The sequence below is a fragment of the Ahrensia sp. R2A130 genome, assembly GCF_000179775.1.
In the GTDB taxonomy this organism is placed as follows: Bacteria; Pseudomonadota; Alphaproteobacteria; order Rhizobiales; family Rhizobiaceae; genus Pseudahrensia.
In genome coordinates this window covers 688,751-704,584 of sequence record NZ_AEEB01000003.1, presented here as the reverse complement: position 1 = coordinate 704,584, position 15,834 = coordinate 688,751, and the positions used below count along the sequence as shown (strand labels likewise).

12 protein-coding genes are annotated in these 15,834 nt (G+C 58.0%); 1 reads left to right on the top strand and 11 read right to left on the bottom strand.

What is annotated here, in order from left to right; translation table 11 throughout:
- Nucleotides 1–846 carry a CDP-diacylglycerol--serine O-phosphatidyltransferase gene (gene pssA / locus R2A130_RS04180; RefSeq protein WP_009757517.1) on the top strand — a complete coding sequence of 282 codons (846 nt, stop codon included), beginning with the start codon at nucleotides 1–3 and terminating at the stop codon, nucleotides 844–846.
- A gap of 41 nt (nucleotides 847–887) precedes the next feature.
- Here the strand turns inward: pssA and R2A130_RS04175 are convergent, their stop codons facing one another.
- The 11 genes from R2A130_RS04175 to rplI form a co-directional block, all read right to left on the bottom strand.
- Entirely contained in the window at nucleotides 888–4,580 is a 3,693-nt protein-coding gene (locus R2A130_RS04175) for an efflux RND transporter permease subunit (RefSeq protein ID WP_009757516.1), read from the bottom strand.
- On the bottom strand, nucleotides 4,577–5,734 hold the full coding sequence (locus R2A130_RS04170; RefSeq protein ID WP_009757515.1) for an efflux RND transporter periplasmic adaptor subunit: 1,158 nt from the start codon (nucleotides 5,732–5,734) through the stop codon (nucleotides 4,577–4,579). Before R2A130_RS04170 ends, R2A130_RS04175 begins: the two co-directional genes overlap by 4 nt.
- Before the next feature lie 12 nt (nucleotides 5,735–5,746).
- Entirely contained in the window at nucleotides 5,747–6,322 is a 576-nt protein-coding gene (locus tag R2A130_RS04165; RefSeq protein ID WP_009757514.1) for a PadR family transcriptional regulator, read from the bottom strand.
- A gap of 268 nt (nucleotides 6,323–6,590) precedes the next feature.
- Complete coding sequence (locus tag R2A130_RS04160; RefSeq protein WP_009757513.1) at nucleotides 6,591–7,328, bottom strand: SDR family NAD(P)-dependent oxidoreductase; 738 nt, start codon at nucleotides 7,326–7,328, stop codon at nucleotides 6,591–6,593.
- A gap of 3 nt (nucleotides 7,329–7,331) precedes the next feature.
- Entirely contained in the window at nucleotides 7,332–8,786 is a 1,455-nt protein-coding gene (gene purF / locus R2A130_RS04155) for an amidophosphoribosyltransferase (RefSeq protein ID WP_009757512.1), read from the bottom strand.
- A gap of 33 nt (nucleotides 8,787–8,819) precedes the next feature.
- Entirely contained in the window at nucleotides 8,820–9,386 is a 567-nt protein-coding gene (locus R2A130_RS04150; protein WP_009757511.1) for a CvpA family protein, read from the bottom strand.
- Between the two features lie 136 nt (nucleotides 9,387–9,522).
- Nucleotides 9,523–10,935 carry a DNA repair protein RadA gene (gene radA / locus R2A130_RS04145; protein WP_009757510.1) on the bottom strand — a complete coding sequence of 471 codons (1,413 nt, stop codon included), beginning with the start codon at nucleotides 10,933–10,935 and terminating at the stop codon, nucleotides 9,523–9,525.
- A gap of 3 nt (nucleotides 10,936–10,938) precedes the next feature.
- Nucleotides 10,939–11,505: a pyridoxamine 5'-phosphate oxidase family protein gene (locus R2A130_RS04140; RefSeq protein WP_009757509.1), complete on the bottom strand. Its 567-nt coding sequence runs from the start codon at nucleotides 11,503–11,505 to the stop codon at nucleotides 10,939–10,941.
- 802 nt (nucleotides 11,506–12,307) lie between these two features.
- A complete protein-coding gene (gene alr, locus R2A130_RS04135) occupies nucleotides 12,308–13,444 on the bottom strand; it encodes an alanine racemase (protein ID WP_009757508.1) in 1,137 nt (378 codons plus the stop codon).
- Between the two features lie 2 nt (nucleotides 13,445–13,446).
- The gene (locus R2A130_RS04130) at nucleotides 13,447–14,865 is read right to left on the bottom strand and encodes a replicative DNA helicase (protein WP_247869247.1); all 1,419 of its coding nucleotides are present in this window, start codon (nucleotides 14,863–14,865) and stop codon (nucleotides 13,447–13,449) included.
- A gap of 264 nt (nucleotides 14,866–15,129) precedes the next feature.
- Entirely contained in the window at nucleotides 15,130–15,831 is a 702-nt protein-coding gene (gene rplI, locus R2A130_RS04125; RefSeq protein ID WP_009757506.1) for a 50S ribosomal protein L9, read from the bottom strand.
- Nucleotides 15,832–15,834 lie beyond the last annotated feature (3 nt).

The following is a 15,834-nucleotide window of genomic DNA, read 5'->3' as shown; positions in this document are numbered from 1 at the left end:
ATGAAAGCTCCGTTTCCCGAATTCGACCCCAAGGCCAAGGTTGACCCCAAAGCTGCAACGAGTGTCGAGCCGCCAGAACTCTTCCCGCCTGATGACGATGAGGGCACTGAACCGATTCACCGTCTGCGCGACGTTCCGTTCCGCATGCTGGTGCCAAACCTCATCACGCTTGGTGCGATTTGTTCCGGCCTTACCGCCGTTCGATTGGCTTGGGAGTCGCGGTTTGAACTTGCGGTTATCGCAATCGTTTTTGCTGCGATTCTGGATGCGTTGGACGGGCGGGTTGCCCGTATACTGAAGTCGTCATCATCCTTTGGCGAGCAGATGGATTCGCTCGCTGATTTCGTTAACTTTGGCGTCGCACCGGCGCTCGTCATGTATCTTTGGGTTCTCAAAGACATGCGCACTTTAGGCTGGGCGGTTGCGCTTATTTTCGCGATCTGCGGTTGCTTGCGGTTGGCACGTTTCAACGTGATGTTGGAAGATCCTGACAAACCGGATTGGTCCGTTGATTTCTTCACCGGCGTACCGTCACCAGCCGGCGCCTTGCTGGCGCTGCTGCCGCTCTATTTAGGGCAACTCGGGCTCGAACGTGGTATCGGCGTGGCGGCCTTGTCCTCGATCTATTTGCTTTTCGTCGGCTTCCTGATGGTGTCGTCACTGCCCACATGGTCTGGCAAACGGGCAGGGCAACGCATTTCACGTCGCCTCGTTGTGCCGCTGATGTTGGGTTTGCTGATCGCTGTGGTGCTGTTGTTCAGCTACCCGTGGGCGGTGTTGAGCGTGGTGTGCATCGCTTATTTGGCAACGATTCCGTTCAGCGTACGAGACCAGTCCCGCCGTTAAGTGCTAGAGAAACAGGCCCGCTTGTAAACGGGCCTGTTCGTTTACTCTGCAGCGTCGGAGATTGGTCGCTTGCGGTTATCACCCTCGTTGGCTGCTGCCGGCATGGGCACGATGCTGGCATCTTCTCCATCTCGCACAACTTCTCGCTCGACAGCTTTTTTCGTTTTCTTGTTGGCGGCTTTTGGCGCAGGTGCTGCGGTTCTTGCGTCCCGCATCATTGCATTCAAGTCGGCCAGCGCAGGCTCTTCCTCATCCATCACGGCCGCTACCATCTTGCGGGCTCTCAGACCTGCAATCTTGCTTGCCGTCCATTTGAACGGTGCTGCAAGGTTGGCTGGAAGCGCCAGCATTGATGGGATCATCACCAACGTCAGGATTGTGGAGAAGGCGAGGCCGGAGATGATGGCCGTCGACAGCTGCACCCACCATACCGATGTGATGCCACCCATGGAGATGGTGCGCGAGAAAAAGTCCATGTTTATCTGCGTCGCCATCGGCACAAGGCCAAGAATAGTGGTGACAGTGGTCAACATGATAGGGCGCAAACGCTGTGCCGAGGTTTTCAGCACAGCTTCGCGCGTTTCCACGCCCTCTTCACGCAAGCGGTTGAAGGTGTCGATCAACACGATGGCGTTGTTCACAACGATGCCCGCCAACGCGATCACGCCCGTGCCCGTCATGATTACGGAGAACTTTTGGCCTGTCGCCATGAGGCCTAGAAGCACACCAACAACCGCAAAGATGACAGTCACAAGCGTGATGATGGTTTGCCAGAACGAGTTATACATCGTCAGCAAAATAATGAACATCAGGAACAGCGACGCTATGGCCGCCTTGCCGAGGAAGGCCATGGATTCAGCCTGCTCTTCGTCTGCGCCCTTGAACACGAACTGCACGCTGCTTGGCCACGTTTGCTGATCCAACCAGGCTTGCACTTCGGCAACCTTGTTGTCGGGAGTAACGGCCTTGCCGTTCTCCATGAAACCATCTTCGATGTTGGCTTTCACCTCCATTGAATAGAGGCCGTCCTTACGGGTGATGGATGACACTTTTTGCTGCGGCGAGCGCGTGACAAAGTTTGCCAGTGGCACCTGTCCGCTGGTCGTTGGCAGCTTCAGTTTATCGAGGGTCGCAAAGCTACGTTCCTCGGCAGGCAAGCGGACGCGAATGTCCAATTCGTCTTCTGAATCGTCAGGGCGATATTTCCCGATAGGCACGCCGTCCGTTACCAGTTGAACCATCGAGCCGATGGACACGATATTTGCGCCGTAGCGACCTGCTTGTTCCCTGTCGACAGCGAGTTCCCACTCGATACCGGGCAGGGGACGACCGTCTTCGATGTCCTGAAGACCGGCAATGCCATCAACGAAAGCGCGTGCTTTGGCAACGGATGCGACCATCGCATCATAGTCGGTGGATTTCACCTGCAAACGAACGTCTTTACCGGTAGGTGGACCACCTTCGATTTTACGAACCTCGACCTTTACGCCGGGCAGAGCTGCTGTTTTGTCACGGATTTCGGCGAAGATCTCCGTCGCCATGCGGCGGCAGCAGAAGTCGTTCAGTTCGATCTGCAACTCGCCTACAACGTCGGCAGGTTTGTCCTGCACGCCGCCAATTGGGCTGCCCTGGCCACCGCCACCGGGGGCTGTGGCCGTGGAAACGGAGTTGCGAATGCCGGAAATAGTGAGAATTTTCGCATCCACCTCAGCTACTACATCGCGCACCTGACTGGCCGACAGGTTGCCACGTGCCGATATGAGGACGATCGCTTGGTCGGGTTCTTCATCAACGAAAAACTCAACACCGGCATTGCTCGACGGGAAGGCGATGAACATCACGTAATAGGCCGTGCCTAAAATCGTAAGCATCACCAGCGCGTTGCCGAGCAAGTTGCCCGAAGTCCATTTCAGGAAGGTGAGATAACCGCCCAGAGCGCCGGGGACTTTCTTGATGTCCAGATCGCGTTCGGATGTGAACATGAGGGTGACGGGGTCACGTTCTTTCTCTCTGTTGCTGCGCCAGTTCAGGAACGCCCAGACGAGAGGGAAGGTGACCAGCGCAACCACAAGGCCGAGAATTGTCGCGATACCGTCGCCAAAATCGAAGCCGATCATTTGGCGTGTCGCTTCTGCTGCCGATGCGCCAACCGCGTTCAGGCCCAGATCAACGCCACCGTCAGTTAGCGCGAAGACTGCGAAACCCATCATGATGGACGTCACGATTGCGGTGAACAGCACCCCACCGCTGCGTCCGATTTTAGTCGCAATCCAGCCGGTTAGCGCACCTGTGGTCGGTAGGAAAATAAGCGCGGTCAGCAGTGATGCTGTTAGAACCACGATCACCATGATTGGCAGATAAGACATGAATTCGCCGGGAACACCGGGCCACAGAAGTAGTGGCAAGAACGCGGCAAGCGTTGTCGCCGTGGACGACACCACAGGCCAGAACATTAGCTGCGCGGCGCGTTTATAGGCTTCGTCGGCCGGCATGCCTTCCGATAATTTTCGGTCCGCGTACTCGGTCACCACAATCGCACCATCGACCAACATGCCAACGGTCAGCACCATGCCGAACAGCACCATCATGTTCACAGTGATGCCGGCGAGAGCCAGGATGAGGAAGCCGACGGCGAAGGAAACGGGGACCGAAAGCCCCACCAACATGCCTGACCGCAAGCCAAGCGATGCCACTACAACCACCAGCACCAATGCGATAGCCGTCATAATCGACGCCTGAAGCGAACCCTGCACTTCGTTGATGAAGGAGGATTCATCCAACAGGAAGTTGATCTTGATCGTGGAAGGCCAGTCTTTGGAAAACGCAGCAACCTTTTCACGAACGGCTACGTTATTTTCGATGATGTTCTCACCGATGCGTTTCACCACTTGCAGCGCAATGGCCGGTTCGCCGTTTACGCGGGTGTATGCACTTGGGTCTTTGAAGGTGCGCCGGATTTCAGCGACCTGACCCAGCGTTACGACAGCTTCGCCGTTTTGCTTGATAGGGATCGAATAGACGTCAGCCGCGCTTTCCACGAGGCCGGGGACTTTCAGGTTGAAGCGACCCGAGCCATTGTCCAGCGTACCGGCAGCGACAAGCTGGTTATTAGTCGCCAGCGCGTTCAGCAATTCCGTCTGCGTGATGTTGTAGGATTCGAGTTTTGCAAGGTCGAGAACGACCTCCAGCATTTCCTCACGTTGACCGGAAAGATTAGCTTCTCGAACAGAGGTGATTGCTTCCAACTCATCCTTCAAACGGCGCGAATATTGGTAAAGTGTCCGCTCCGGTACGTTGCCCGAAAGTGTCACGATCAGCGTTGGCTGAAGCGCGAAGTTGGTTTCGTTGATGATCGGTTCATCTGCATCAGCAGGCATTTCGGCCTTTGCCTGATCCACTTTGTCGCGAATGTCGGCCAGCACTTTATCTTTGTCGGTGCCGATCTCGAATTCAAGAACGGCAACCGCATTCGACTGGTTGGCCAGCGTTGTCAGTTCTTTGAGGCCATCCAGCCCACGCAGTTTTGTTTCCAACGGCCGCACGAGCAGCCGTTCGGCATCGCCGGGTGAAATGCCCTGCTGCACAACGGAAACGAAATAGACCGGAACATCGATGTCCGGTTGCGCTTCCTTGGGGATGGTGACGTAGGAATAAGCGCCGGCGATAATCATCACCAGCATCATCATAACAACCGTCTTGGGACGGCTCAGAATGCTTGAAAGAGCCGAGGTCATGAGCGGGCCTCATTCGTTGTAAGCTCGGTTGTCGGGGCATCCGGTGCGGTTTCACTAGCGGGCGCCGTGGCGGTATCTGCTGGGACTGCCTCTACTGTTTCACCGGCAGCGACAAAGTTTTGCCCCAGCGTTATGACTTTCAGACCCGGTGTCAGGCCGGAGACCCAAATGCCTGTCTGGTCTTGCGCCAAAATCGTGATCGGGTGGAACGACACCTTGTTGTCAGTATCGACGGCGCGAACGCCAACTTCGCCGTCATCTGCCAAGGTGATCCAAGCAGACTCCAACTGGTAGGCCTGCGTTGCTGCTAGAGGAATGCTGGCCTCCGCGGTCAATCCATCGCGGATCATACGGTCACTGTTTTGAAGTTCGATTTCGATGCCGAATGTGCGGGTCGCCGCGTCTGCTGCGGGGGAGATGAAGGACAGTTTGCCAGGCACTTTCACTCCGCCGATGAGTTCGACTTCGGCTTTCATACCCTCGGTTAGTGCCACCACATTTGCTTCTGCAACCTGACCTGTGAACAACATCGGGTCTGTGTCCAACAGGGTGACGCAAACGCCGCCGGGGGCGAGATTGTCGCCAACCTGTGCAGTTGGGCTCTGTACGAGACCGGCAGTGGTTGCACGAATTTCTGTGCGCGACATTTCTTGTTTTGCAGATGCCACTGCAGCTTCGGCAGCGTTAAGGCCTGCCTGAAGTTCCCGCAACTTGGTGCGCGTTGCAAAGCCGCGTTCCACCAACTGGTTGGTTGCGTCAAAGTCAGCCTGCGCCTGATTGAGGCGCGCTTGCGCTTGTATCATTGTGGTCTGGCGAATGCCTTGGTCTATGACGCAGAGCAGATCGCCCGCCTTAACGGTGTCTCCCTTGCTGACCAGACGTTGCTCTACCGTTCCGCCGGTTTCAGCGCGCACGCTGATGGTCGCATCAGCTTCAGTGCGACCGCGAACCGAAAGGTTTGAGACCCGTTCGGTGGGCTGCAATTCAGTTACGCGAACGCGAAAAGCTTCCGTGACACGCTTGGCCTCACGGTCTGCGATTGGTTCTGATGAGCCGTCCCCCTGACCACCCAAAATGAGGTTGCCGGTGAACATCCAGCCGCCAATGGCCGCCAGAATTGCAAAGGATACGAGGTGGGAGCCGCGCAGTTGCATGATAAAATTCCCTTATTCGGCCGCTGCAAGGACAGGGGAGGAGGCGGCTAATTGGTTTTCAGGAAGGCTGGTTCCGGCGATGGCTTCCAGTTCGCCACGTCGTGAGCGAATGAAAGCCAGACCGGTTGTGAGGCAAGTGCGACCGTAGTCGCCGACCCAATCCGCTCCGGCCATATCAACCTCGCGGACTTCGCCGTCAATCATGGCGATTTCGTTCTCTAAATATTCGATCTGACGGTCTATGGCGACGCGTATATCTTTCGGATCCATCAACTCTGCGCACATTGCGAGGAGCAAAAATCCGCTTTTGAAGATGTCTTTCTGGGCGGGTTGTTTCAGGCTTTCCAGAAATTCCAACCGGCCCCCATCGCTGATGGAGTAGACCTTACGGGCAGGTTTCCCGACCTGCTGTTCTTCGCGCTGTGTGACAAGGCCATCATCGTGGAGGCGACCGAGAGTGGGGTAAATCGAACCGAAGCTCGCATCAACGAAATGGCTGAAATGCCCTTCTGAGACCAGTTTCCGGATTTCATAGCCGGTCGCGTCTCCGCAATTAAGAACGGCGAGGCATAGTGTTCTGACGTTCATAAGGGCTCGCGAGCGGGTCGTGATGATATGTTGGATCTATATATGTGCGATAATCATATATCAAGCAAGCATATGCTCGACCGATAGTGCTCTAACCGTCAGCTGACTGGTACAAGAATAGCGTCGTTTAACCAGTAAAGCGTCAAAATGCCCAAATAGGTTTTACGTTTTTGTTCAAGTGCTTGAAATGTCATTCATAAAAGCGCAGGAAACGGTGCTTTGTACAAATTAACCGGTAGGTCACGTCGTATTTGCCCAAGTTAGAGTCTTAGGCGCTTTCCGTCAGAAAACCCTGTTTGGACAAGCTGTATACTCCACCGTTTGTGTCGCAATCTTCCGATGCCAGTTCCAATACAGCGGGGATAATCGCCGAGGCTTCGGTCACGGTTTTCGGGTCCTCGCCCGGTGCGTATTGCGCGCGCATCTTTGTACGCAGATGGCCAGGATCCAAAAGGTTGGTGTTCAAAGCGTTCAGGCGGTTTTCCGCCGCATAGCTTCGTACCAATGCTTCTAGCGCGGCTTTAGACGCGGAGTAGGGGCCAACAAACGCTTTGGAATTACGCGCGGCACCGGAAGTGAGGAAAATTGCCCGTCCCGCATCGCTTTTTTGCAAAAGCGGATCAAGCGAGCGTATCAGCCTGTAATTGGCTGTAACATTAAGCGCAAAGACCTGCTCGAAAACGGCTGGCTTATTTTGCGCCAAGGGTGTCAGAACGCCCAACGCGCCAGCATTGCCGACCAATATATCGAGCTTGCCCCAACGCTCGTTGATGGAGCCGCCCAAGCGGTCGATAGCGTCGAAATCAGTCAGATCGAGAGGAACCAGCGTGGCCGTTCCGCCGTCTTTGCGAATAGCGTCGTCGAGATCTTCAAGCCCGCCAACCGTGCGTGCAACGGCGATCACGTGGGCACCAGCACGGGCTAACCCCAGAGCTGCTTCATAACCAATGCCGCGCGATGCACCGGTGACGAGAGCAACGCGGCCTTCCAGAGGCTTCTCACTCATGGCTCAGTTTCCGCCAGACAGCATAGAGATTGGGCGGACGTTATCGCCACCGACGTTTTGCCCGCCTTCGCGGTCCGTCAGCGAGGTCGGGTAGTCGCCAGTGAAACAGGCGTCACAAAATTGCGGCTGGTCGTTATCACGCGCTGCTTCGCCCGCCGCTCGGTACATGCCATCGACCGAAACGAAGGCTAGGCTGTCAACTTTGATGAAGGCGGCCATCTCTTCCATGCTCATGCGGGATGCGAGCAATTTCTGCTTTTCAGGTGTATCGACGCCATAAAAGCAACCGGAAACGGTGGGGGGCGAAGCGATCCGCATGTGCACTTCGCGGGCACCGGCATCCCGTACCATGGCAACGATTTTCTGGCTTGTTGTGCCACGCACGATGGAGTCGTCCACCAGCACCACGCTTTTGCCCTCGATCAGGCGGCGGTTGGCGTTGTGTTTCAGCTTCACGCCCATATGGCGGATCTGGTCGGACGGCGCGATGAAGGTGCGCCCGACATAATGGTTGCGGATGATACCCAGCTCGAAGGGCAGTCCGGCTTCCTGACTGTAGCCGATGGCTGCGGGCACGCCGCTGTCCGGCACGGGCACCACGATATCAGCATTGCAGGGCGCTTCGCGGGCTAATTCTTCGCCGATGGCCTTGCGCACGGCATAGACATTTTCGCCCTGCACGGTGGAATCCGGCCGGGCGAAATAGACGTATTCGAACACGCAAAAGCGCGGCTTGGCAGCTTCGAACGGGAAGTGGCTTTGCAAGCCGTCCTTGTCGATCACCACCAGTTCGCCGGGCTTCACATCACGCACGAAACGCGCGCCGATGATGTCCAGCGCGCAGGTTTCCGACGCCAGCACGTAGGAGCCATCGAGGTCGCCCAAGACGAGGGGGCGCACACCAAGTGCATCACGGCAGCCAATGAGCTTTTTAGCCGACAGGGCGACCAGCGAGAACGCGCCTTCGAGCTGTTTCACCGCGTCCGTCAGTTTCGGCACCAACTGCTGTTCGGTGCTGGTGGCGATGAGGTGAAGAATGACTTCGGTGTCGGAGGTCGATTGGAAGATCGCGCCACGGCGCTGCAACTCGTCGCGCAGGGTGGCCGCGTTGGTCAGGTTGCCGTTATGCGCTACCGCAAAACCGCCGCCTGCAAAATCTGCAAAGAAAGGCTGTACATTGCGCATGCCCTCGCCGCCGGTGGTGGAGTAGCGGTTGTGCCCGATAGCGGCATGGCCCGGAAGGCGGTCGATGACGGACTGCTTTGAAAAGGTATCGCCAATCAAGCCGACGTGGCGCTCTGCGTGGAAGGTGGCTCCATCAAAGGCGACGATGCCCGCCGCTTCCTGTCCGCGATGCTGCAGCGAGTGCAGGCCGAGCACGGTCATGGCAGCGGCATCGGCCTGTCCGTAGATGCCGAAGACACCGCATTCTTCGTGAAATTTATCGGCGTCTTGCATGGTGGGTCATCCAGCTTTGAGGTCGGTTAGCATTCAGGTGCGCTGTTCAGCGTCCTGTTCACCTTCGCGTGGTGCGTCTTCGCTTTCAAAGAAGCGTTTCACAACGTCTTCGAGATTTTCGGGCAGTGAATCGCGGATGTTGGTGCCGATGGATACCAGCATGGGGCGCGATTTTGCCTGCGCCACCCATTCCGGCTCGTTGTCATTGGCAAGCCACAGGAAGCCCATCAGAGTGATGATAACAAGCAAAGCACCGCGAGCGGCTCCAAAGATGAAGCCCAATGTGCGGTCCAGAACACCGACACGGCTGTCGATAATCATGTCGGCCAGCAGCATGGTGAGATAGCTGACGATGATGAGAACGACGAGGAAAATCGCCGCCGCTGCAATCGCATCCGTGACCAGCGAGCCTTCCTGAAGCGAGGCATGCAGACCGGCGACCATGGGCGACAACGCTTTGTAGAACGATGCGGCGGCAACAGCAGCTGCAACCCAGGAGACGATAGACAGGACTTCGCGGGAAAAGCCGCGGATCATCGCCAGAAGTGCTGAAATCAACATGATGACGACGAGAATACCGTCGAGCAGGGTGATGGACATGTAACGTAGCCTCGGAGTGCTGTTCGGCGCTGGGTTTAGGCGCCCATTGTGGCGCGGCTTTGGGCGCTAATGTGCAGGCGGCCACTCTTTGCCGGAATTGCGCCCATGGGGCAAGCGTTGCCGGTGGATCATCCCATCAATCATCATTTTTATCCGACGGTAATTCGCCCGGTGTGACCAGATCGACCACGAGATCGGACAGGCTTTCCAGCGTGTTGAGCCGCATGCCGGGTGTTTTTGCCAGTTCCGATGTCTTTGCGAAAGTGGCTTGCTCGAAGCCCAATTTGCCTGCCTCTTTCAACCGCGCGGAGGCTTGCGACACCGGACGCAGATGGCCGGACAGGCTGACCTCGCCGAAATAGACACAATTATCCGGCAATGGTTTGTTCGCCAGCGACGAGACGAGGGCGGCGGCGACCGCAAGATCAGCCGCCGGTTCGGAAATGCGGTAGCCGCCTGCGACATTGAGATAGACATCGTGGCCACCCAGCCGCACGCCGCAGCGGGCTTCGAGTACGGCCAAAATCATAGACATGCGCGCGCTTTCCCAACCGACGACCGCGCGGCGGGGCGTTCCCAATGATGATTCGGCAACAAGCGCCTGAATTTCGACCAACACAGGTCGACGTCCTTCAAGTCCTGCGAAAACGGCAGCTCCGGGGGCGGCCTTGTGGCGTTCACCGAGAAACAGTTCGGACGGGTTGTTGACCTGCTTCAACCCCGTATCGGACATTTCGAAAACGCCGATTTCATCCGTCGGGCCGAAGCGGTTTTTAACGGCGCGCAAAATGCGGAAATGGTGGTTGTTCTCGCCTTCGAAATAAAGGACCGCATCAACCATGTGTTCCACCACGCGGGGGCCGGCGATCTGGCCTTCTTTGGTGACGTGACCGACGAGGACGATGCAGGCGCCGGACTGTTTAGCGTAACGGATCATCGCCTGTGCCGAAGCGCGCACCTGGCTCACCGTGCCGGGTGCACTTTCTACCGCATCGCTCCACAGGGTCTGGATGGAGTCGAGCACGACGAGATCGGGGCGTTTCTTGTCCCCTTTGAAAGTTGCTTGAAGCGTGGTGACGATGTTTTCGACATTGGTTTCTGCCACCAGTTGGACCGGTGACTTTTCAACGCCTAGCCGCTGCGCCCGCAGCCGTACCTGCGCCACGGCCTCTTCGCCGGATACATAAACGACGTTATTGCCCGCGCGGGCCAGCGCGGCGGACGCCTGCATAAGAAGTGTCGACTTGCCAATTCCGGGGTCGCCGCCAAGCAGCAGGGCAGAGCCCGGCACAAAACCGCCGCCGGTGACACGGTCGAGTTCCGCGACCTTGGAGATTATGCGGGGAGAATCTTTCGTATCACCGTCCAGCGGCTCCAGTGGGATGATGCGTCCCTTGCGCTGAACTTTGCCCGGTCCGGTGGCGACGCCTGTGTTCGGGCTTTCCTCCACCAGCGTGTTCCACTCGCCACAAGCCTCGCACCGACCGGACCATTTGCCGGAAACGGCTCCGCAACCGGAGCAGACGAATTGGGTTTTCGGGGCGGCCAAGGTTCAGCCTGCTGCAGTGGTGGAGGGGAGAAGGCCGGTGGGTTCGCCGTCTATCGTTTCCAGATTTTTGCGCTTCCAGTAGTCGCGCACCCCGTCACGGCCCATGTCTTCATAAAAGGGAAGGAGTTCGTCTTCGCCGCGACTTTTCACAAAATCCATCAACGGGACCCCCGTGCCGCAGGACGTTTGAACCAGATCGATATCGAGGCTGAAAATCTGGCGGTTGCCTGCGGTTTCGGGAAATCGCGTGATGGCTTCATCCCAACCGGCATCATGGGGGTGCAAGACATTGGCGTTACCATAGACCCGTAAGATCAAGGCGTCGCCTTCGAACGCGCAGAACATCAGCGTCATGCGCCCATTTTCCTGCACATGGGCTGCGGTCTCGTTGCCGCTGCCAGTGACGTTCAGCCAGACGATCTTGTTGCGGTCCACAACGTGCAACATTCCGCCCATGCCTTTGGGCGACACATTTACCCGCCCATCGCGCCCGGCGGTGGCCACGAAAAACACCGGCTGTTTTTCGATGAAGGCGGTCAGTGTCGGGTTGAGGCGTTGCGCGGTGGGCATAGTGTTTCGTGCTCTGTGATAATTAGAACATATATAGAACATAAAGTACCTTGCGCCAAGAGCCGATCTTATTTCCACAAATCTTTCCCCGCGTATTTCCCGTCCTGTATCGTGCCCATCTCACCCCGCATGAGCCGGTCGTCCGGACCGACCTGATGACCGTGGGGTGACGATCCTTCCGTCGCGCGCGCTTAACGGACGCAAGCGGGCGGAGCGTCGGATGCCACACGCCAAACGCCAACACTCGGGCGGTTTACAGGGTAATGTCGCGGCACCGGTAACGGTGTGTTCTGTCGATGCAGAACTTGATGGCGAAAGCCGTTATCGCGGATGGGGGCCGACTTGCAGGCTGAGAGATGTCTGCGCAGCAGGATCGAGCGGGGCGAAGGCGTAAGCCATATTTCGCCTGAAACTACAGGCTAACGGCAGACACCTTTGCTCCGCTGGCTCACACTTTTGACGGGGTCGCTTTCGCTCGCCAAAGGCGATAGGCGACACCTTTTGCGCTCACGCTGTCGGCCACAAGTGGCCTTCGCTGCCCAATTTATGGGAATGAGCGCGGCACAACTAGCGCCGGGCGGCTCTTCGCCGCCTGCTGATCGCTCGGACGCTGGAAGGCGGGTCGAGGTAAAGTCGTGTCCAAACCCAACCCACACTCCGTCATCCTTGGGTCGGTGTCTGAGGATGACCAGCTCGGGGGTGAGCGTGGGGTGCGTGACGTCCCGCAGGCCTCGTGACCACCCACTCCGACTCTGGACCGCTCAAAGAAAGAAATACCACATGCGTCGTGGCGGGCAAAGCGTCAGCCGCCGATGATCTTCCGGGCGTATCTCGCGCCAAGACCTGTGAGCAATTCATAGCCGATGGTTCCAGCGGCGCGGGCAACATCATCCACCGGCACGTTGTTGCCGAACAGTTCGATCCAGTCGCCTTCGCCGATCGCGTCATCGGGCATGTCGGTCACATCGAAGGCGGCGAGGTCCATGGAGATGCGGCCGACGCCTTTCAGCGTGTGGCCCTTGTAATGGGTGACGGCAGCAGGAGCCACGAAGCGCATGGGCACACCGAAATTGCTGGCGGCGCGGTGGTAGCCATCGGCGTAGCCGGTGGACACATAAGCGAGGCGGGTGCGGCGGGTCATGGTCTCACTTGCGCCGTAACCGACGGCACCGCCGCGCTCGACCCAGCGGGTCTGCACCACGCGGCCTTCGAGCGTGACGACGGGGCGCATGGGATTGTCGACATCGTTCAACGCTTCGCCGCCGTAAAGCGCGATGCCAGGACGGGCGAGGTCGAAAGTATGATCTGTTGCCTGCAGGTCGGCAGCGCTGTTGGCTGCTGAGCGGGGGACACCGGGCAGAAGGTCTGCGCCTTGCAGGAAGCGTTCGCGTTGGGCCTCTGTCTGTGGGTGGCCGATATCGTCGGCGCAGGCGTAGTGGGTCATGAACAGCTGAACGTCGAGATGGTCCATCAAATGCGGTTGTTCGACGGTTCGGGCGAGTTCGTCGTAGCTGAGGCCGAGGCGGTTCATGCCGCTGTCCATATGGATCGCGCAAGGCAGGGGCGTGCCGCGCTGCTTTGCGGTTGCGGCCCAATTTTCGATCTGGGTGACGGAGCCGAGACATGGGATCAGCCCCGCATCGGCAAGCGCATTTTCAGCGCCGGTGAATAGGCCGTTGAGGATGAAACATCGTGCGTCGGGCGCAGTCTTCATCACGCGCAGACCTTCGCTGGATACGGCGACGAAGAACGTGCGGCAACCGGCGTCCCAAAGTGCGGGCACCACCACTTCGATGCCGCAGCCGTAGCCGTTGGCCTTCACCACAGCGCCGCATTCTGCGGGGGCGGCAAGTTTGGCGAGGTGGGTGTAGTTGGCCTTCAGCGCATCGAGGTCGATGGTGACACGACCTCCCGCCAACGCCTCGTCGATAACGTCCATCTTTATTCGAACTGCTCGGGAATGTGGCTGTCCTCCGCGAGGTCCGAGAATCGGGTATATTCGGGCTGGAAGGCGAGGTTGGCGATGCCGGTGGGGCCGTGGCGCTGTTTGGCGATGATGACCTCGGCCTTGCCGCGACCTGCCTCGTAGCGAATGAGGTTCTTCTCGTAGTCCTTGGAGTCCACATCGGCGATGGCGCGTTCGGCGTAATACTCGTCACGATAGACGAACAGCACCACGTCGGCGTCCTGCTCGATGGAACCCGACTCACGGAGATCGGACAGCTGCGGGCGTTTGTCTTCGCGGTTTTCCACCTGACGCGATAGCTGGGAAAGGGCGATGATCGGAACGTTCAATTCCTTCGCCAGCGCTTTCAGGCCGGTGGTGATTTCGGTGATTTCCTGGACGCGGTTGTCGGTGCGTTTGTTGCCGGACATCAGCTGGATGTAGTCGATGATGAGAACGTCCAGACCGCGCTGACGCTTCAAACGGCGGGCGCGGGCGGCCAGCGCGCCGACGGAAATGCCGCCGGTCTGGTCGATGTAGAGCGGGATCTTGCTCATCATCTGGCTACAACCGACGAGCTTCTCGAACTCACTGTCGTTGATTTCACCACGGCGAATTTTGGAGGACGAAATCTCGGTCTGTTCGGCGATGATGCGGGTGGCGAGCTGTTCAGCCGCCATCTCCAGCGAGAAGAAACCGACGATGCCGCCATTTACCGCTTTGTTCGTACCGTCGGGCTGCACTTCGAACTGGTAGCCCTCAGCAATGTTGAAGGCGATGTTGGTGGCAAGCGATGTTTTGCCCATGGCGGGGCGACCGGCCAGCACGATGAGGTCCGACGATTGCAAACCACCCATGCGGTTGTCGAGCGTTCGTATGCCGGATGCTACACCGGACAGATTGCCGTCGCGGGAGTGAGCCGCTGCGGCCATGTCGATGGCGGATATGACTGCGGAATTGAAATCGGAGAAGCCGCCATCATAGCGGCCCGTCTCGGCCAGTTCGAACAGGCGGCGTTCGGCGTCTTCGATCTGCACCGACGGCACCATGTCGACCGGTGCATCGAAGGCAATGTTGACCATGTCTTCGCCGATGCCGATGAGATTGCGGCGGATGGCGAGATCGTAGATCGAACGTCCGTAATCCTCGGCATTGATAACCGTGGTAGCTTCGACGGCCAGCTTCACCAGATATTCGGCAACGGTTATTTCACCGATTTTTTCATCTTCCGGCAGAAAGGTTTTGATGGTGATCGGGTTGGCGCGCTTCACAGCGCGAATCATATCGGCTGCCACGTTGTAGATTTGCCGGTGCAGCGGCTCGAAGAAGTGGTCGGCTTCGAGAAAGTCCGAGACGCGATAAAACGCATCGTTGTTGACCAAAATAGCGCCCAAAAGCGCCTGTTCGGCCTCCATATTGTGCGGTGCCGTGCGGTAGGGCGTTTGGCCTCCACCGGTTTGTTGGCCCGATCCGGGACCGGGAATCACATTGTCTGCTGCATCTGCCATGGGGAGGGTTTAACGCGGCAAAGGCACAACGCGCACGGCAAATGTGGTCTGGCGCGGAAAGAAAAAATTTCTAGCATGGGCGCTGGCTGCGACAGCGGGGATAACGTGCAAAAACGGCGGAGCTTTCGCCCCGCCGCTTGCAATTTTCTTGGAAGTGAGTCCGTCCGTCGCTTATGCGCTGGTCGTGTCTTCCGGAACTTCGACGTCGGCATTGTCGCCTGCACCGGCGCCTTCGGCGTCGATGTGGGCTTCTTCGTCGGGACCGGTCGCGCCAGCGTCGTCGAGGGTTTCTGCGGCAGCTTCTGCATCTTCGGGGTTGTCGAACACGTCGTCGATGGACAGTTCGTCCTCTTCGGCCACTTCGTCATCGCGGTCGAAGGCGTCACGGGATGTGAGGTCTTCACCGGCTGCCTGGCGCACGGCTTCGTCTTCGGAGCGGGCAACGTTCATGGTGATCGTGGCTTCGACTTCCGGGTGCAGCAGGATCAGAACCTCGTGGAGGCCAATGACTTTGATCGGCTGGCGAAGATCGACCATGGAGCGACCGACTTTGAAGTCGTTATCGGCCAATGTCTGCACGATATCGCGGGCGGCGACCGAACCGTAGAGCTGGCCGGTTTCACCAGCGGAGCGCACGGCGATGTAGGTGTTGCCGTTGAGCTGGGCAGCAAACGCCTCAGCTTCGGTCTTACGCTCTTCGTTCTTGGCTTCCAGCACAGCGCGCTGGCCGTCGAAATAGGACTGGTTGGCTTTGTTGGCGCGAAGAGCCTTGCCTTTGGGCAGCAGGAAGTTGCGGGCGTACCCGTCTTTGACTGTTACGGTATCGCCGAGGTGGCCGAGCTTGGCCACGCGTTCAAGAAGAATGACATCCATGGG